15 protein-coding genes are annotated in these 19,316 nt (G+C 51.3%); 9 read left to right on the forward strand and 6 right to left on the reverse strand.

Going from position 1 to position 19,316, the window contains the following annotated elements:
- Positions 1-17: 17 nt before the first annotated feature.
- From A1WG_RS10665 to A1WG_RS10650, 4 genes are all read right to left on the reverse strand, one after another.
- The gene (locus A1WG_RS10665; protein WP_000149523.1) at positions 18-2,087 is read right to left on the reverse strand and encodes an FAD-dependent oxidoreductase; all 2,070 of its coding nucleotides are present in this window, start codon (positions 2,085-2,087) and stop codon (positions 18-20) included.
- Positions 2,077-3,477: an MFS transporter gene (locus A1WG_RS10660; protein ID WP_001517570.1), complete on the reverse strand. Its 1,401-nt coding sequence runs from the start codon at positions 3,475-3,477 to the stop codon at positions 2,077-2,079. The genes A1WG_RS10665 and A1WG_RS10660 overlap by 11 nt, the downstream gene beginning before the upstream one ends.
- Before the next feature lie 89 nt (positions 3,478-3,566).
- Positions 3,567-4,346: an enoyl-CoA hydratase/isomerase family protein gene (locus A1WG_RS10655; RefSeq protein ID WP_000064839.1), complete on the reverse strand. Its 780-nt coding sequence runs from the start codon at positions 4,344-4,346 to the stop codon at positions 3,567-3,569.
- Positions 4,327-5,910, reverse strand: coding sequence for an acyl CoA:acetate/3-ketoacid CoA transferase (locus A1WG_RS10650; RefSeq protein WP_001517571.1), 1,584 nt, complete (start codon positions 5,908-5,910; stop codon positions 4,327-4,329). Before A1WG_RS10650 ends, A1WG_RS10655 begins: the two co-directional genes overlap by 20 nt.
- 254 nt (positions 5,911-6,164) lie before the next feature.
- Here A1WG_RS10650 and A1WG_RS10645 point away from each other — a divergent pair, with 254 nt between their 5' ends.
- The 7 genes from A1WG_RS10645 to A1WG_RS10615 all read left to right on the forward strand — a co-directional run bounded on the left by A1WG_RS10645 (position 6,165) and on the right by A1WG_RS10615 (position 13,085).
- On the forward strand, positions 6,165-7,199 hold the full coding sequence (locus tag A1WG_RS10645) for a LacI family DNA-binding transcriptional regulator (RefSeq protein ID WP_001129779.1): 1,035 nt from the start codon (positions 6,165-6,167) through the stop codon (positions 7,197-7,199).
- A 72-nt stretch (positions 7,200-7,271) separates the two neighbouring features.
- A complete protein-coding gene (dnaB, locus tag A1WG_RS10640) occupies positions 7,272-8,687 on the forward strand; it encodes a replicative DNA helicase (protein ID WP_001517572.1) in 1,416 nt (471 codons plus the stop codon).
- A gap of 52 nt (positions 8,688-8,739) precedes the next feature.
- On the forward strand, positions 8,740-9,819 hold the full coding sequence (gene alr / locus A1WG_RS10635) for an alanine racemase (protein ID WP_001147291.1): 1,080 nt from the start codon (positions 8,740-8,742) through the stop codon (positions 9,817-9,819).
- 242 nt (positions 9,820-10,061) lie between these two features.
- Positions 10,062-11,255: an aromatic amino acid transaminase gene (tyrB, locus tag A1WG_RS10630; protein ID WP_001517573.1), complete on the forward strand. Its 1,194-nt coding sequence runs from the start codon at positions 10,062-10,064 to the stop codon at positions 11,253-11,255.
- A gap of 229 nt (positions 11,256-11,484) precedes the next feature.
- Positions 11,485-12,198 carry an acid phosphatase AphA gene (aphA, locus tag A1WG_RS10625; protein ID WP_010377498.1) on the forward strand — a complete coding sequence of 238 codons (714 nt, stop codon included), beginning with the start codon at positions 11,485-11,487 and terminating at the stop codon, positions 12,196-12,198.
- Between the two features lie 110 nt (positions 12,199-12,308).
- Positions 12,309-12,725 carry a secondary thiamine-phosphate synthase enzyme YjbQ gene (locus A1WG_RS10620; protein WP_000270380.1) on the forward strand — a complete coding sequence of 139 codons (417 nt, stop codon included), beginning with the start codon at positions 12,309-12,311 and terminating at the stop codon, positions 12,723-12,725.
- Positions 12,726-12,728: 3 nt separating this feature from the next.
- Positions 12,729-13,085, forward strand: a complete 357-nt coding sequence (locus A1WG_RS10615) for an MmcQ/YjbR family DNA-binding protein (RefSeq protein WP_000155671.1) — start codon at positions 12,729-12,731, stop codon at positions 13,083-13,085.
- A 207-nt stretch (positions 13,086-13,292) separates the two neighbouring features.
- On the opposite strand, the gene uvrA is transcribed toward A1WG_RS10615, so the two are convergent.
- Positions 13,293-16,115 carry an excinuclease ABC subunit UvrA gene (gene uvrA, locus A1WG_RS10610; protein ID WP_000357769.1) on the reverse strand — a complete coding sequence of 941 codons (2,823 nt, stop codon included), beginning with the start codon at positions 16,113-16,115 and terminating at the stop codon, positions 13,293-13,295.
- Positions 16,116-16,365: 250 nt separating this feature from the next.
- Between uvrA and ssb1 the strand changes: the two genes are divergently transcribed.
- Positions 16,366-16,902 (forward strand): single-stranded DNA-binding protein SSB1, encoded by a 537-nt coding sequence (ssb1, locus tag A1WG_RS10605; RefSeq protein ID WP_000168305.1) that lies wholly within the window; start codon positions 16,366-16,368, stop codon positions 16,900-16,902.
- Positions 16,903-16,999: 97 nt separating this feature from the next.
- Here ssb1 and A1WG_RS10600 read toward each other — a convergent pair whose 3' ends face one another.
- Positions 17,000-17,281, reverse strand: a complete 282-nt coding sequence (locus A1WG_RS10600) for a YjcB family protein (RefSeq protein ID WP_000224316.1) — start codon at positions 17,279-17,281, stop codon at positions 17,000-17,002.
- Between the two features lie 447 nt (positions 17,282-17,728).
- Between A1WG_RS10600 and A1WG_RS10595 the strand changes: the two genes are divergently transcribed.
- Complete coding sequence (locus A1WG_RS10595; protein ID WP_016242571.1) at positions 17,729-19,315, forward strand: EAL domain-containing protein; 1,587 nt, start codon at positions 17,729-17,731, stop codon at positions 19,313-19,315.
- Position 19,316 lies beyond the last annotated feature (1 nt).

Here is a 19,316-nt window from a genome sequence, read left to right on the forward strand (position 1 = left end):
TTTTTTCCGGTCTGCTGTCACAACCCGGAATATCTCTGGTCAGTATGAAACAGCGTCGCCAAAATCCAGTTTTGCCACTGGTGCTCAAAGTTGGTTAGCGTTAATACGCCTCGCTCACGGCACGGGCGAGTCCAGGTTTGGTAACTATTAGCATCCAGACAAACACAAATCATAAATTGCCGGGCATCCTGATTTTCAGGCCGAAAACGCCAGGTCAGGAGTGGCCCACCGGGTGTTTGCGGTGCGATACCGGCTTCACCATCATAGATCGCTCTGGCACCACGACTTCCTCCACCGTTTTCGATATAGCATTGTAAAGAGCGCAGTACCGCCAGCGCCAGTTGCGCACTTTGCCGCCACTGGAAAGATTGGGCGAGGCTGTTTTCATCGCTTTGAATACCTTCCCGGCGAATATCTTCACAGAGTGTTGCTATGGTTTGCGCGGCAGCGTTGATCTCCTGTGTATGACACAAAATTGCGGCATGGTGGCTCATGGTATTTTGTATCGCTTCTCGCACGTCGTCGCGCAGCAGCCCTTGATTCAGGTACTGTTGCGCCTCGTTAATCGTACTGAGAATTTGTTGCCTCTCGAGAGGGAGGTTTTGGCTTTTCTGATGAGCAATATGCAATGCACAGCGGCGGGCAAAAACTTGCCCGGCATTGAGCGCTGATCCACCAGGGCGCGTGACACCATGTGTTCCGGCATTTTCTCCGACAGCATAACAACCAATTAGCGAGGTACGCCCCCAAATATCAACATCAATTCCGCCATTAAGATGTTGATTGTTTAACGTAAATTTTAGTGGTGAGGCAGTCAGGTCATGACCATGCATCTGATACAAACGAAGAGCCAGTGGATTCATCTGTGTTAATCGCGCCAGTGGTTGCGCCAACAGAGCGTGATTTTCTTGCAGATAGCCGATGACATCATCATCCAGTTCCTGCAGGTTGAATGGCGTTCCGTCCGCTGCGGGGGCCGGTTCCTGCAGAAAATCGAGGAAAACATCGCGCCCTTTTTGTGTCTCCTCATATACCGCGACATCTAGCAGGCTGGAGCCATAGTCCAGCATTCGTTCCGCGTGAAACGGCCATTGGTAACCTTTGCGAAATATAGCGGAGGCCAGCATACGAGTCGTGGGGTAATAAGCTGCCAGAAAATTATACTGACGTCCGGAGTGGTCCTGCGAGTAGATGCGCGGCATTGCTTGCATGTAAGTACCGGAAAGATTCCACGGAAACTGGCTGCGCGGTGTACCGATACCAAACTGACTTTCCGTAAGATTCACCAGGGTTATACCTGCTTCCAGTGCCATGCCCAACGCACTAAAGCAGTTCACCGGATAGACACTGTCACGATAAAGTTCACCAGGCCCGCCCGTGGCTAAAACCAGATGTTGGCAGCGAATCACTACCATTCGCCAGGGATTATCCCGACAGGCTTTATCGATTGCGATCACCCCTGCGACTCGTCTATTTTCTCCTTCATCACTGGTCAGGATACGAATCGCTGTTGTGTGATCGCAAAGAGGGATATTAAGGCGCATTGCCTCCTGAGCCAGCACCTTAACCATCAGGCGCGATGTGCGTGGGCCGCAACTGGTTGCGCGGCCAAACTCATCGTGATCGGTTTGATAACGCAACGTTGCGCCAAAGAGATCTTCTGGCAGATCCAGACCCAGATATTTCAGTACTTCACAGGTGTTCACTGATCCGACGGCCTCAACATATGCAGTGTCATAATCCATCGAACCACCCGCCGCCAGAGAGTCACTTAATGCCAGAAAATGGTCACCATTTGCACGAGTATTGGCGGTGTGAAGCGTTTGTTTATCAGAACCAGAACAGGCGGAAGTGCCCCAGAAGGCTTTGCTGGAGGCTACCATCACATCGACATTCTGTCGCTTGAGCTCAACTGCGGCACGCCACCCGGCGGCACCGCTTCCCAAAACCAGAGTGTTGCAAAGGTACTCTGGCAATAGTGAACCGTTGAGGTCGATATACCCGCTGGTCTGAGCCAGCGGTGCGTAATGGGGCATTTTCACGTCTATCAGGGAATCGATAATGGATTCAGAGACATTATGCGTCATGGTATGACCCCGTAGTTTGATTGCGTCGGGAGACGGTGATCACGCTTGCATCGGCCAGATCATCAAGATCACGATCGCGTGTTTCTGGCGCAAAAAAGGTCGCAATGATCGTGCCAACGGTCAACAGACTGAGGTAAATCGCAATTGGCATCCAGGCGGCAATACCGCTTGGATCGTTGGTGTGAATTACCCAGGAGATGATGGCTGAGCCAACCAGCGGGGCGATCCCACCCGCGATAACTGCAGAAACTTCCCTTGCCAGTGCTACGCCAATATAACGATGGCGGGCACCAAACAATTCCGGCAGGAAAGCGCCCTGAGCGCCGAACATCCCCCATGCCCCAACACCCAACGCCAGAGAAAGAGAGACAATCGTGACCGGAACATTGCCGTGGCTGAAAGACCACCATACCGGAAAGGTGATCAATAGCTGAAAAATTGCCAGGCTGCGATAGACAATAACCCTGCCGAAGCGGTCTGTCAGCCAACCAGCAACGGGCACCATAATTGCGCCTACCACCACCGCGGACATTAGACACAGTGTGCCGACCGATTTATCCAGCCCAACCACACCAACGATATAGCTAATAGCTAAAGCCTGATAAATCGAAGAGCCGCCGTTTTCTGCCAGGCGCAAACCAATCCCCACGAAGACGTTGCGGCGTGACGTTTTCAGCAAATTGCGTAAAGGTGATTCTGTAACTTGTTGGCGAGCTTCAAGTTTGGCGAATGACGGTGACTCTTTAAGATGCAGACGAATATAAATGGCCACCGCGATAATCACCACGCTGGAGAGGAAGGGCAGACGCCACCACCAGGTTTCGGCAAGATTTGTCACATTGTGGAGCAGGATGAAGTAAACGGCAGATGCCATAAACGTACCAATCTGAATACCAAAGAACGGCAGCGCAGCGTAATAACCCCGTTTGCCGTTGGGGGCATATTCGGTCATCAGTACAGCCGCTCCAGCCTGTTCCGCACCCGCGCCAAGCCCTTGTAACAGGCGTAATGCGATAAGCATGATCGGTGCCCAGATCCCTGCTGTTTCGTAGGTGGGTAAAACCCCAATCAACGTGCTGGCGATCCCCATTAACAACACCGTTGCGAGCAGGACAAATTTACGTCCCAGACGATCACCTAATGAGCCGAAGAGAATGCCGCCTACCGGTCTGACGGCGAACCCGAGAAAGTAAGTACCAAAACTGGCGATAAGCGCCATTCCCGGTTCCTGATTAGGAAAAAAGAGTGGCCCAAAAATAATGGCGGAGGCCAGGCTGTAAAGTGCGAAATCGTAGTATTCCAGTGCGCTGCCGAGAGAGCAGGTCCACGCCGCGCGACGCAGATCTGCTGATGAAACATTCGTTTTTTCAGCTAGTTGTGTAGGTTGCATGATGTATCTCCTTTCAGACGGATAAAAGAGATCCGCCCAAAATCAATGGGATTCTGCGTTGTTGTTAAAATCCAAAATGAAACGTTAAGTTATCGGGCGCTAAAGTTCGGTTGACGCTTCTCGGCAAATGCCTGACTGCCTTCACGAGCATCTTGAGTAGTGGAGGAAAAAGCGCCAGCCAGTGCTTCAAGCGTTGAGGCCACGGCAATACCTTCACCGGCATCAATAACCTGTTTGGCTAGCTGCACAGCAATGGGAGCGCGCTGGGCAATACGTTGTGCCAGTTGCTGCCCGGCATCGTGTAACGCTTCTCTGGCGACAACACGATTTACCAGTCCGCAGGACAGTGCACGTTGCGCATCCAGTGGTTCGCCCGTAAATATCAATTCTTTCACCAGTGAGCGCCCAATCAGTGCCGTCAGCCGCTGAGTACCTGACCAGCCAGGCACTGTCGCCAGCCCGGTTTCTGGTAGCGCCATCCGTGCTTCGTCGCTACAAATACGGATATCGGCGGTAGCAGCCAGTTCCAGGCCACCGCCATAGGCGAGGCCGTGCATCAGAGCAATTACGGGCTGTGGCAGTTGTGCCAGTGCGTCAAATGCCTGATGACCGCGACGGATCCAGTTGCGCCACATATCGAGCGCAGAAAGAGAGGACCAGCGATGAATATCCGCGCCGACACAAAATGCTTTTTCACTGGCACTGGTCAGTAGTACCACGCGGATCTCCGAATCAGTTTCCAGCGTATGGCAATGTGTCAGTAGCTGTTCAAGCATCTCCGGAGTTAATGCGTTGAGTTTCGCCGGGCGGTTAATCACCAGTGTGGCAACGAAATCGTTGCGCAGGAGGTCAATGGTGCCGTTGCTCATGGTCACTTCCTTGTTGAAAATAGAGGGGATTCATTAACTTGAGATCGTCTGCCAGACGGAGTGGGGCATCGCTTTGGGAGAGAATGTCGCGTTCAGGCTCAATACCCGGGGCAATTTCCGTGACCAGTAACCCGTCTGGTGTTAATTCCAACACGCAGCGTTCAGTGATGTATTGCACTTGTTGACCTCGCGCCATCGCGCGTTTGCCAGAGAACGTCACGTGGGCGACTTCTTGCACCAGTTTTTTGGCTTTGCCTTCTTTAATGATACGTAGTTGGCCATCTTCCAGTTGTAGCTGTGCACCTGCATTGAAAAAGCCAGAGAAAATAATCCGCTTCGCATGTGAAGTGATATCAATAAAACCACCGCATCCGGCAGTCACATGTGGACGAGCGGGCAGATGCGAGACGTTTACTGAGCCATCTGCGCCGATTTGTAAAAATGACATCAGAGTGAGATCAAAGCCACCGCCCTGGAAATAGGTGAATTGCTGGGGAGAGGGCAAAAATGCTTCCGCATTAGAAGCGCAGCCGAACTGAAATTCCAGCAGTGGAACTCCGCCAATCGCCCCTTGTTCCAGCAGCCAGGTGACGTCACCGTGGCGACCTTGTTCCAGCAAAATACGCGGCACGTTGGCAGAAATACCAAAGCCAATATTTACCGCATCACCACGTTGTAGTTCTTGCGCGACTCGCTGGGCAATAACCCGAGCCGGGCTATGTTCCATATAACTAAAGTCTGACAGCGGACGACTGATTTCGCCGGAAATAGCAGGTTCGTATTGCGTTTGCGTGGTTTGCGTTTGTTCCGGTGCAATTACGATGTAATCCACCAATACACCAGGAATACGCACCTCTTTTGGTTTCAGGCTTCCGGCAGCAACCTGCCGTTTTACTTGCGCAATTACGATTCCACCGTTATTGCGAACGGCGGTGGCTTGTTCCAGTGGCCCAAGATAAGCCCCTTCATGTTCATAAGTCAGATTGCCGCGTTCATCGGCAGTAGTAGCGCGAATGATAGCTACCTGGGGCACGATACTGGGGAAAAACAGCCAGTCGTCGTTAGCAAATCGAACACGTTCAACCAGAGATTGTTGCGCCGCTTTTTCATTCATTGCACCGCCCTGCAACAGGGGATCTACATAAGTATCCATACCTGTTTGTGTCAGCACGCCAGGGCGATGAGCCGCGGCTTCCCGGTGCATATCAAATAAGATCCCGGAAGGCAGATTCCAGGCGGGGATCGCGTTGTCATTGATCATTTGCCAGATTAACGGAGGCGTCATTGATGATGGCCCGGAGGGGTAGGAGCCCGCGATCACTTTTGCCAGTAAGCCCGGTTGCGCCAGATGATCGACACCTTTCACGCCATACATATCACCTGCAGCGATAGGGTGGATGGTAGTGATGTTTTGCGGATGTCCGGCACGTTGAAAGCGTTCACCTATTGCCGCCAGCACGACATCCGGGCAACCCATTCCACTGGAGGAGGAGACGGTGACAACTGCGCCATCAGCAATCAAATCTGCAGCTTCCGATGCAGTGATCGTGCGTACAGAGCACATAATAATTTCCTTATTTCGATATAAAAATAATTAAAAATATGCATGTATAACAATGTAATAGTGATTATAAATTAATTGGAACGATCTAATTTATGCGTAATTTGTACGATTGGTGTGCAAAAAAAACAATAAGCGAAGTGTGAATCTGTGATCGAAACGACGATCTCCTGCGATCCCGGGGGTAACGGATCGCATGAGCAAAAGGAGATTATGATAAAGTAAACGCCTTGATCTTATGGGGGATTGGAGTAGTCATGGCGAAGTCGGATACAGGAAGAAAGCGGGTAACATTAACCGATGTTGCACGTGCGGCTGGCGTTTCGAAATCGACCGTGTCGCTGGTACTCAACGACAGTCCGTTGATCAAAAAAGAGACTCAACAAAAAGTCCAACAAGCCATTGAGCAATTAGGCTATGTCTATAACCGTTTTGCCGCCAATTTACGTTCGCAAAAATCACTGACTATCGGCGTGGTGATTGATGATTTGACCAACCCTTTCTTCGCTGAATTTACAATGGGCCTTGAGATGACGCTGGCGGAGCACGGTTTTATCACCGTAATGTCCAATACCTCCCAGCGTAGCGATCGGCAAAAACAGGTACTTGATACCTTGCTGGAACACCACGTCGCGGGCATTGTCCTCTGTCCAGTAAACAGCACCTCAGAAGCCGATTTACAGCGTTATGCCAACAGTTCCACACCCTTATTAATCACGATGCGCCCTCTTGACTGGCAACAATTGCCCGTCGATTACGTTGGCGTGGACAGCCACGCAGGTGTCCGGGAAGCTACGGAATATCTCATTCAACAAGGACACCGGGACATCGTGTTTATTGGGGGGCTTACGCACCATATGCGTTATCAGGGATATCTGGAGGCGATGAACCATCATGGTTTACAACCGTGGAGTACTGATGCTTTTTCGCTGCGTGCTGAACCGACTCAGGCCAACGGCTACCAGTTGATGCAACAACTGTTAGATATGCCTTCGCCACCGACAGCAGTAATTTGTTATAACGATCTCATGGCTTTTGGCGCGGAATCGGCGTTAGGCGAAAGAGGGGTGCTTGCCGGAAAAGATATTTCGCTGATTGGTAATGACGGCGTGGCGGCTTGCGCTTACAGTAACCCGCCGTTAACCACCATTGCGGTAGAACCACTGGCGCTGGGGAAACAAGCGGCGCAGCAAATTCTACGGCGTATCGCGCAACCTGATGCGCCGCTCAGCCATTACGTTTATCGCCCAACCCTGCAAATTCGCGCTTCCACCGGAAAGCAGGGGCGTTAAATGCTGTAGCGAGAAACCGTTTCTCGCTATACTCTCTTGTCCCCCGTTCAACATCAGGTAACACCATTCGTTATGGCAGGCAATAAACCCTTCAACAAACAACAAACTGAACCCCGCGAACGCGATCCACAAGTTGCCGGGCTGAAAGTGCCTCCGCACTCGATCGAAGCGGAGCAGTCGGTGTTGGGCGGTTTAATGCTGGATAACGAACGCTGGGATGATGTGGCCGAGCGTGTGGTGGCAGACGATTTCTACACCCGTCCGCACCGTCATATCTTTACCGAAATGGCGCGTTTGCAGGAAAGCGGTAGCCCCATCGACCTGATCACCCTGGCAGAATCGCTGGAGCGCCAGGGGCAACTCGACAGCGTTGGTGGTTTTGCCTATCTGGCGGAACTGTCAAAAAATACGCCAAGTGCGGCAAACATCAGTGCATATGCTGACATCGTGCGCGAACGTGCCGTTGTCCGTGAGATGATCTCGGTTGCTAATGAGATTGCCGAAGCCGGTTTTGATCCGCAAGGACGCACCAGTGAAGACCTGCTCGACCTTGCTGAGTCTCGCGTCTTTAAAATTGCCGAAAGTCGTGCCAATAAAGACGAAGGACCGAAGAACATCGCTGATGTGCTCGACGCCACGGTGGCACGTATTGAGCAACTTTTCCAGCAGCCGCACGATGGTGTAACCGGTGTTAATACCGGCTACGACGATCTCAACAAAAAAACCGCGGGTTTGCAGCCGTCGGATTTGATCATCGTCGCGGCACGTCCGTCGATGGGGAAAACGACATTTGCGATGAACCTCGTTGAAAATGCGGCGATGTTGCAGGATAAACCGGTATTGATCTTCTCGCTGGAGATGCCATCAGAACAGATTATGATGCGTTCTCTGGCGTCACTGTCACGTGTTGACCAGACCAAAATCCGTACCGGGCAGCTTGATGATGAAGACTGGGCGCGCATTTCCGGCACGATGGGCATTTTGCTCGAAAAACGTAATATCTATATCGATGATTCCTCCGGCCTGACGCCAACGGAAGTGCGCTCCCGCGCGCGCCGTATTGCCCGTGAGCACGGCGGCATCGGGCTTATCATGATCGACTACCTGCAATTGATGCGCGTACCGGCGCTTTCCGATAACCGTACGCTGGAAATTGCAGAAATCTCCCGCTCGCTAAAAGCGCTGGCAAAAGAGCTGAACGTGCCGGTGGTAGCACTCTCGCAGTTGAACCGCTCTCTGGAACAACGTGCCGACAAACGCCCGGTCAACTCTGACCTGCGTGAATCCGGCTCCATCGAGCAGGATGCGGACTTGATCATGTTTATCTATCGTGATGAGGTTTATCACGAAAACAGTGATTTAAAAGGCATCGCGGAAATTATTATCGGTAAACAACGTAACGGCCCAATCGGGACGGTACGGCTGACCTTTAACGGTCAATGGTCGCGCTTTGATAATTACGCAGGGCCGCAATACGACGACGAGTAATAATTATTTTATAAATCAGGTAATTAAAGCAAACACTTATCAAGGAACACAAATGCAAGCGGCAACTGTTGTGATTAACCGCCGCGCTCTGCGACACAACCTGCAACGTCTGCGTGAACTGGCACCTGCCAGTAAACTGGTTGCGGTGGTGAAAGCGAACGCCTACGGTCACGGTCTGATTGAGACCGCGCGAACGCTCCCCGATGCTGACGCTTTTGGCGTCGCCCGTCTCGAAGAAGCTCTGCGGCTTAGAGCGGGGGGCATCACGCAACCTATTTTGTTACTGGAAGGTTTTTTTGAAGCAGACGATTTGTCGACGATCTCCGCTGAACATCTGCATACCGCCGTGCATAACGAAGAACAGCTTGCTGCTCTGGAAGAGGCTAATCTGGAGGAGCCAGTTACCGTCTGGATGAAACTCGACACCGGTATGCACCGACTGGGCGTGTTACCGGAACAAGCTGAGGCGTTTTATCAACGACTTACGCAATGCAAAAACGTCCGTCAGCCGGTGAATATTGTCAGCCACTTTGCTCGCGCTGATGAGCCAAAATGCGGCGCGACTGAGAAACAACTCGATATCTTCAATACCTTTTGCGAAGGCAGGCCCGGCAAGCGTTCAATCGCCGCATCGGGTGGAATCTTGTTATGGCCACAGTCGCATTTTGACTGGGTGCGCCCCGGCATCATTCTTTACGGTGTATCGCCGCTGGAAGATGGCTCCACCGGTGCTGATTTCGGTTGCCAGCCAGTGATGTCTCTGACCTCCAGTCTGATCGCTGTGCGTGGGCATAAAGCCGGGGAGCCTGTAGGTTATGGCGGAACATGGATCAGCGAACGTGATACCCGTCTTGGCGTTGTGGCGATGGGTTATGGCGATGGCTACCCTCGCGCAGCTCCGTCCGGTACGCCAGTGCTGGTCAATGGCCGCGAAGTGCCAATCGTCGGGCGAGTTGCGATGGATATGATCTGCGTAGACTTAGGCCCAGAGGCGCAGGATAAAGCGGGTGATCCGGTGATTCTGTGGGGTGAAGGTCTGCCGGTTGAGCGAATCGCTGCAATGACAAAAGTAAGTGCTTACGAACTTATCACGCGCCTGACGTCAAGGGTGGCGATGAAATACGTCGATTAATCGTTCAGCAATATTTGATTGTCTGTGCCGGGTGTGGTGTGAAAGCCTTATCCGGCCAGCAACGCAATGTAAATTCAATAAATTGATACACTCTTGTCGTTTGTGTCACTGGAGGTTTTGCGTTTTTCATCAGCCACGCTACGTTATTAATTGCCGCTTATTGCTAAACATCCTCTCGATCTTCCCCATCTTCCGGTTTATTGTGTTTTAACCACCTGCCTGTAAACCTGGAGAACCATCGCGTGTTTCAAAAAGTTGACGCCTACGCTGGCGACCCGATTCTTTCGCTTATGGAGCGTTTTAAAGAAGATCCTCGCGGCGACAAAGTGAATTTAAGTATCGGCCTGTACTACAACGAAGACGGGATTATCCCGCAACTAAAAGCCGTCGCAGAAGCGGAAGCGCGCCTGAATGCGCAGCCTCACGGCGCTTCGCTTTATTTGCCGATGGAAGGGCTTAACAGCTATCGCCATGCTCTTGCGCCGCTGTTGTTCGGTGCGAACCATCCGGTGTTGCAACAACAGCGTGTGGCGACCATTCAAACCCTCGGCGGCTCGGGGGCATTAAAAGTGGGCGCTGACTTCCTGAAACGCTATTTCCCTGAATCAGGCGTCTGGGTCAGCGATCCTACCTGGGAAAACCACGTAGCAATATTCGCCGGTGCTGGATTCGAAGTGAGCACTTACCCCTGGTATGACGAAGCGACCAACGGTGTGCGTTTTAGCGACTTGCTGGCGACGCTGAAAACACTGCCCGCCCGCAGTATTGTGCTGTTGCATCCGTGTTGCCATAACCCAACAGGCGCCGATCTCACCAATGACCAGTGGGATGCGGTGATTGAAATCCTCAAGACACGTGAGCTTATCCCATTCCTTGATATCGCCTATCAAGGATTTGGTGCTGGTATGGACGAGGATGCCTACGCCATTCGCGCCATTGCCAGTGCCGGATTGCCCGCTCTGGTGAGCAATTCATTCTCGAAAATTTTCTCGCTGTACGGCGAACGTGTCGGCGGTCTTTCGGTAGTGTGTGAAGATGCCGAAGCCGCAGGCCGCGTGCTGGGGCAATTGAAAGCCACTGTGCGCCGTATTTACTCCAGTCCGCCGAATTTTGGTGCGCAGGTGGTGGCAACGGTGCTGAATGATGAGGCGTTGAAAGCCAACTGGCTGGCAGAAGTAGAAGAAATGCGTACCCGTATTCTGGCAATGCGTCAGCAACTGGTGCAGGTGCTGAGTACTGAGATGCCGGGGCGTAATTTCGATTATCTGCTTAAGCAACGCGGTATGTTCAGCTATACCGGTTTAAGCGCCGCCCAGGTTGACCGACTGCGTGAAGAGTTTGGTGTTTACCTGATCGCCAGCGGGCGTATGTGCGTGGCGGGGCTTAACTCTGCAAACGTGCAGCGTGTGGCAAAGGCATTTGCTGCGGTGATGTAAGGTTCGCCAGCAGGCGGTTGAATAGCCGCCTGTTCTAGTATTCTATGGAAATACATTAAGTTATTAAATATTAACAAACATGGGCTGGTCTCATGTGATCCTGCTCCCTTTCTTCACAAAAGCCGCAGATAATCCTTCCTTTCTCACACTGCTGGCGTTATGGTCAGATGGTTTTTTCAACAAATATCACAATAAAAAGTTTCAACTTACTGACTATTTAGGGAAAAATATGCGCAAGATCACACAGGCATTGAGTGCCGTTTGCTTATTGTTCGCTCTAAACAGTTCCGCTGTTGCACTGGCCTCTTCACCTTCACCGCTTAATCCCGGCACTAACGTTGCCAGACTTGCTGAACAGGCACCTGTCCATTGGGTATCGGTCGCACAAATTGAAAATAGCCTCGCAGGGCGTCCACCAATGGCGGTTGGGTTCGATATTGATGACACGGTTCTGTTTTCCAGCCCCGGATTCTGGCGCGGCAAGAAAATATTCTCGCCAGAAAGCGAAGATTATCTGAAAAACCCGGCCTTCTGGGAAAAGATGAACAACGGTTGGGATGAATTCAGCATTCCAAAAGAGGTTGCACGTCAGCTAATTGATATACATGTCCGCCGCGGCGACGCTATCTTCTTTGTGACTGGCCGTAGTCCAACGAAAACAGAAACGGTTTCAAAAACATTAGCTGATGACTTTCATATCCCGGCAACCAGTATGAACCCGGTCATTTTTGCGGGCGATAAACCAGGACAAAACACAAAAACGCAGTGGTTGCAGGATAAAAATATCCGAATGTTTTATGGTGATTCTGATAACGATATCACTGCCGCGCGTGATGTTGGCATTCGTGGTATCCGTATTCTGCGAGCCTCCAACTCTACCTACAAACCCTTGCCACAAGCGGGTGCTTTTGGCGAAGAGGTGATCGTCAATTCAGAATACTGACAGAGCGGGAGAGTATGACACTCTCCCGAATGCTGTTTTTTTAATCAAACCTTTATCCTTTCGCTGTCTTGCTGCAAACTGATTAAGAGAGTTTTATCAAGGAGCAGCACATGTGGTATCAAAAAACGCTCACGCTTAGCGCCAAATCTCGTGGATTCCATCTGGTAACGGATGAAATTCTGAATCAACTGGCTGATATGCCGCGTGTTAATGTTGGTTTACTGCACCTGTTGCTGCAACACACCTCCGCCTCTCTGACACTTAATGAGAATTGCGACCCCACTGTACGCCATGACATGGAGCGTTTTTTCCTCCGTGCGGTTCCCGATAACGGTAGCTATGAGCATGACTATGAAGGAGCAGACGATATGCCTTCTCATATCAAATCCTCAATGCTGGGGGTATCGCTCGTATTGCCTGTGCATAAAGGGCGTATTCAGACCGGCACCTGGCAGGGGATCTGGCTGGGGGAACATCGCATCCACGGCGGATCGCGTCGCATCATCGCGACACTACAAGGGGAGTAAAAAATGACTATTTCGGAGTTGCTACAATATTGCATGGCAAAACCAGGCGCAGAACAGAGTGTGCATAGTGACTGGAAAGCAACGCAAATCAAAGTTGAAGATGTGCTGTTTGCGATGGTGAAAGAGGTGGAAAATCGCCCAGCGGTTTCGCTGAAAACCAGCCCGGAATTGGCGGATCTTCTGCGTCAGCAGCACAGTGATGTTCGCCCCAGCCGACATCTGAACAAAGCGCACTGGAGCACTGTTTATCTCGATGGCTCGCTGCCGGATTCGCAAATCTATTATCTGGTCGATGCGTCGTATCAGCAGGCGGTGAATTTGCTGCCGGAAGAAAAACGTAAATTGCTGGTGCAACTCTGAAAGGAAAAGACCGTTCAGCAAGCGGCCTGAGAATGATGACAAACACAAAATTGCCTGATGCGCTACGCTTATCAGGCCTACGTAATCCCTGCAATATATTGAAATTGCATGTTTTTGTAGGCCGGATAAGGCGTTCACGCCGCATCCGGCAAGAACAAAGCGCACTTTGTCAATAATCTGAGGCCGCTCAGAAAGCGGCCTTAACGATTACAGCATTGGCTTGAGGAAGCGCGCTGTATGCGATGCTTCACACTCTGCGACGGTTTCTGGCGTGCCGGAGACGAGGATCTCACCGCCGCCGCTGCCACCTTCTGGCCCCAGATCAACAATCCAGTCAGCGGTTTTGATCACGTCGAGATTGTGCTCAATCACCACAATGGTATTGCCCTGATCGCGCAGTTTATGCAGAACGTCGAGCAGTTGCTGAATATCGGCAAAGTGCAGACCGGTGGTCGGTTCATCGAGAATATACAGCGTCTGCCCGGTGCCGCGTTTTGACAATTCACGCGCCAGCTTCACACGCTGGGCCTCACCACCGGAAAGCGTGGTTGCTGACTGCCCGAGACGGATGTACGTCAGACCAACATCCATCAGCGTTTGCAGTTTACGCGCCAGTGCGGGCACAGCATCAAAGAACTCACGCGCTTCTTCGATGGTCATATCCAGCACTTCGTGGATGGTTTTACCTTTGTACTTAATCTCCAGCGTTTCGCGGTTATAACGTTTACCTTTGCACTGGTCGCACGGCACGTAAATATCCGGCAGGAAGTGCATTTCCACTTTGATTACACCATCGCCCTGACAGGCTTCGCAGCGCCCACCACGGACGTTAAAGCTGAACCGTCCAGGCGTATAACCGCGCGCACGGGATTCCGGTACGCCCGCAAACAATTCGCGTACAGGCGTAAACACGCCGGTATAGGTCGCCGGGTTGGAACGCGGAGTACGACCAATTGGGCTTTGGTCGATATCGATGACTTTGTCGAAATGCTCCAACCCCTGAATATCGCGATAGGGTGCAGGTTCAGCAATTGTTGCGCCATTCAACTGGCGTTGGGCAATCGGGAACAGCGTGTCGTTAATCAGCGTCGATTTACCAGAACCTGAAACCCCGGTGATGCAGGTAAACAGACCTACCGGCAGCGTCAGTGTCACATCTTTCAGGTTGTTGCCGCGCGCGCCTGTCAGTTTCAGCACTTTTTCCGGATCTGCGGGTACGCGTTTCTTCGGCACTTCAATTTTGCGTTTACCGCTCATGTACTGGCCGGTTAACGACTCCGGAACTGCCATAATCGCTTCCAGCGGACCTTCCGCGACCACTTCACCACCGTGTACACCTGCGCCCGGGCCAATGTCGATGACATGGTCAGCCGCGCGAATAGCGTCTTCGTCGTGCTCCACCACAATCACGGTATTACCGAGATCGCGCAGGTGGATAAGCGTACCCAGCAGGCGTTCGTTATCGCGCTGATGCAGGCCGATAGACGGTTCATCCAGCACGTACATCACGCCAACCAGCCCTGCGCCAATCTGGCTTGCCAGACGGATACGCTGGGCTTCACCGCCGGAAAGGGTTTCTGCCGAGCGGGAAAGTGTCAGGTAGTTCAGCCCGACGTTAACGAGGAATTTCAGGCGGTCGCCAATCTCTTTAAGGATTTTTTCCGCAATCTTCGCGCGTTGCCCGGCGAGTTTGAGATTGTTGAAGAACTCCATCGCATGGCCGATGCTCATGTCAGAGATGGCAGGCAGCGGTGTATTCTCAACATAAACGTGGCGTGCTTCACGGCGCAGACGCGTCCCTTCACAACTGGCGCACGGACGATTGCTGATAAACTTGGCTAACTCTTCGCGTACCGCGCTGGATTCCGTTTCTTTATAACGGCGCTCCATATTGTGCAGCACGCCTTCGAACGGATGGCGGCGGATAGACGTATCGCCACGATCGTTCATGTATTTGAATTCGATATTTTCCTTGCCAGAACCGTAAAGCACCACTTTATGCACGTTCGCACTCAGGCTGCCCCACGGCGCTTCGACGTCGAACTTATAGTGGTCTGCCAGTGATTTCAGCATCTGGAAGTAATAAAAATTACGGCGATCCCAGCCGCGGATCGCGCCGCCCGCCAGCGATAGTTCCGGATTTTGGATCACTCGGTCAGGATCGAAATATTGTTGAACGCCGAGGCCGTCACAGGTCGGGCAGGCGCCCGCCGGGTTGTTGAACGAAAACAGACGCGGTTCCAGTTCGCGCATACTGTAGCCGCAAATCGGACAGGCGAAGTTGGCGGAAAAGAGCAGCTCTTCCGCTTTCGGATTGTCCATATCGGCAACCACCGCCGTACCGCCGGAAAGCTCCAGCGCCGTTTCAAATGACTCCGCCAGGCGTTGGGTAAGATCGTCACGCACTTTGAAACGATCAACTACCACTTCAATCGTGTGTTTCTTTTGCAGTTCCAGTTTCGGCGGATCGGAAAGATCGCAGACTTCGCCATCAATACGTGCGCGGATGTAACCCTGACTCGCCAGATTCTCCAGCGTTTTAGTGTGTTCGCCTTTGCGCTCTTTAATGATTGGCGCGAGTAGCATCAGACGTTTGCCTTCCGGCTGCGACAGGACGTTGTCTACCATCTGGCTGACGGTTTGCGCCGCCAGCGGGACATCGTGATCCGGGCAGCGCGGCTCACCGACGCGAGCGTACAGCAGACGCAAATAGTCGTGGATTTCGGTGATTGTCCCCACCGTGGAGCGCGGGTTGTGGGACGTCGATTTCTGTTCAATCGAGATGGCGGGTGAAAGCCCCTCGATATGGTCGACATCCGGCTTTTCCATCAGTGACAGAAACTGCCGCGCGTAGGCGGAAAGGGATTCAACGTAACGACGCTGCCCTTCGGCATATAAGGTGTCGAAAGCGAGCGAGGATTTGCCAGAACCCGAAAGCCCGGTAACGACAATCAGTTTGTCGCGGGGGATAACGAGGTTGATATTTTTGAGATTATGGGTGCGGGCGCCCCGAACTTCGATCTTATCCATTCACCTTTCCCGGATTAAACACTTTTTGCCCGGCGGCATGGCGCTACCGGCGATCACAAACGGTTAATTATGACACAAATCGACCTGAATGAATATACAGTATTGGAATGCAGAATCCGGAGTGCTGTGTAACAATGTCGGACCATGTTTGTTTCCCGGAACCGAGGTCACATCGTGGTAAAACCGCTATTGGTAATGCTACAATCGCGCGTTTACACTTATTAGACCGTTTTTTTCAGGAGACACGAACATGGCCAGCAGAGGCGTAAATAAGGTTATTCTCGTTGGTAATCTGGGCCAGGACCCGGAAGTACGCTACATGCCAAATGGTGGCGCAGTTGCCAACATTACGCTGGCTACTTCCGAATCCTGGCGTGATAAAGCGACCGGCGAGATGAAAGAGCAGACTGAATGGCACCGCGTTGTGCTGTTCGGCAAACTGGCGGAAGTGGCCAGTGAATATCTGCGTAAAGGTTCCCAGGTTTATATCGAAGGTCAGTTGCGTACCCGCAAATGGACCGACCAATCCGGTCAGGATCGCTACACCACAGAAGTCGTGGTGAACGTTGGCGGCACCATGCAGATGCTGGGTGGTCGTCAGGGTGGTGGCGCTCCGGCAGGCGGTAACATCGGGGGCGGTCAGCCGCAGGGCGGTTGGGGTCAACCTCAGCAGCCGCAGGGTGGCAATCAGTTCAGCGGCGGCGCGCAGTCTCGCCCGCAGCAGTCCGCTCCGGCAGCGCCGTCTAACGAGCCGCCGATGGATTTCGATGACGATATCCCATTCTGATTTTGTTTTAAAACAATAGATTATATTGTTTTAAGGTAGGTGATTAACGCATCTGCCAGGGATAAAAAAGAAGCCTCCATATGGAGGCTTCTGCATATCACACCAAAATCATTGGCCATTGTGGCGGTGCCTGATTTGTGGTTTCCACTATTACCGACTCAATATTGTGCCAGATTGCGGCAATATCCATCATTGTGATTCCGAGCAGTCCCATCGCGAACCAGCAGGCGGAAACAACGCCCAGACCACTACTGATCACTGCCAGCCCGATATAATCAGACCGCCGAAAACGGATGTTGAGCGTACTAGCCAGAAACATCAGTATGGCGCTAAGAAGCTGCCAGCGAAGAAGAACCACGCCCGTGGTGAGGGTAGCCATCAAACATTTCCTCAGAAAATTGCCAGGCCCTGGACAGCGCGGCATTTCTCACGGGAGGCGTGGTACACTCTGGCTATCGCGGGGCTTTCAGAACACAAAAATGAAACACTTTTGCTGTTTCATAAATTTCGTGAACTATATCACAATTGGTTGTTTGTTAGCCAGATTATGCCGCGACTTTATTACTGCACTAATGATGTGGTTTATTCAGTGATGTCGAGGCAATGTACAATAAAGAAATATTGTAATTTCCTGCCTGACCTGCATTTTTCCAACAAAGCTCTTTTGATATCAGCGAGTTATTTTTATGCAAATAACGATTATAAAGGTATCAATTTCAAATCATGCAAAAGTGCTATTTATACCGTAAGATTTATCTAACGTCGTCGGTAGTCAAGGTTTTCACCTTGCAATGACCAGGTATAACCAGGCAGGGAATTGATAGAAATGAGTCAAAGTGCACGACGCAGGATGCTGGCGTTGCCGGGCATCATCTTTGTGGTACTCCTTCCTGTTATCCTTTCACTATGGATTGCCCTCCTTTGGGCTAAAGCGGAAGTGAATAATCAACTTCGTGCTTTTGCCCTGTTAGCCCTGGAGAAATCCGAGTTGGTCATTCAGCAGGCAGATTTAGCGAGCGACGATGCAGAACGCTATCAGGGACAAATTTGCACTCCCACTCATCAACAACAAATGCTGAATATTATCCGCGGTTATCTTTATATCAACGAATTGATATATGCCCACGATAACCTTTTTTTATGTTCAACATTAATAGTTCCCGTTAACGGCTACAGGATGGCGTCAGCAAACTATAAGCGTGAACCTGATGTCTCAATCTATTATTACCGTGATACGCCTTTTTTCTCAGGTTATAAAATGACCTATATGCAGCGAGGAAACTATGTCGCGGTAATTAACCCTTTATTCTGGAGCGAGGTAATGTCTGACGATCCGACGCTGCAATGGGGGGTTTATGATACGGTGACGAAAACCTTTTTCTCTTTAAGCAAACAGGCCTCCGCAGAAAATTTTTCACCATTGATTCATCAGAGGGAAATAACCGTACAGCAGAATGGTTATTTATATGCGATAGTTCATTCAACAAAACGTCCCATTGCCGCTATCGTAGCAACCTCAAACCAGCGTATTTTTTCGCATTTTTATAATCACCTTGTATTTGCCTTGCCGGCAGGTATTTTGGGCAGCCTGGTGCTGCTTTTACTCTGGTTGCGTATAAACCAGAAGTACCAGTCTCCTGAGCGTAAATTGCAACGTGCTCTCGAAAAACGGCAACTTTGTCTCTATTACCAGCCAATTGTTGATATTAAAACGAATAAATGTATTGGCGCTGAGGCGTTGCTACGTTGGCCGGGGACTCAGGGACAAGTAATGACGCCAGCGGAGTTTATTCCACTGGCGGAACAAAAGGGGCTAATTGAGCAGGTTACCAATTATGTCATTAATAGGGTGTTTGACGATCTCGGTGCCTGGCTGGCGAAACATCCTGAACTCTCTATTTCAGTTAACTTATCCGCCTCTGATTTTCATACTTCAAGGGTGATTGCCCTAACCAATCAAAAAATCGAGCAATTTACCGTGCGTCCGCAGCAAATTAAATTTGAAGTCACTGAACATGCGTTTCTTGATGTCGCCAAAATGACGCCGATTATTCTGGCTTTCCGTCAGGCTGGTTACGAAGTGGCGATCGATGATTTTGGTATTGGCTACTCCAACTTGCATAATCTTAATTCATTGAATATCGATATCTTGAAAATCGATAAATCGTTTGTTGAGACGCTAACCACGCACAAAACCAGCCATTTGATTGCAGAACACATTATCGAACTGGCACACAGTCTGGGTCTAAAAACGATTGCAGAAGGGGTGGAAACTGAGGATCAGGTCAACTGGCTGTGCAAACGCGGCGTGCGCTATTGTCAGGGTTGGTACTTTGCAAAGGCGATGCCGCCGCAGGTTTTTATGGCATGGGCAGAGCCAGTACCCGCGCATGACGTCATGCGCGGGCAGTAAA

Origin of the sequence: Escherichia sp. KTE96 (assembly GCF_000408525.1) — a bacterium.
GTDB classification, from domain to species: Bacteria; Pseudomonadota; Gammaproteobacteria; order Enterobacterales; family Enterobacteriaceae; genus Escherichia; species Escherichia marmotae.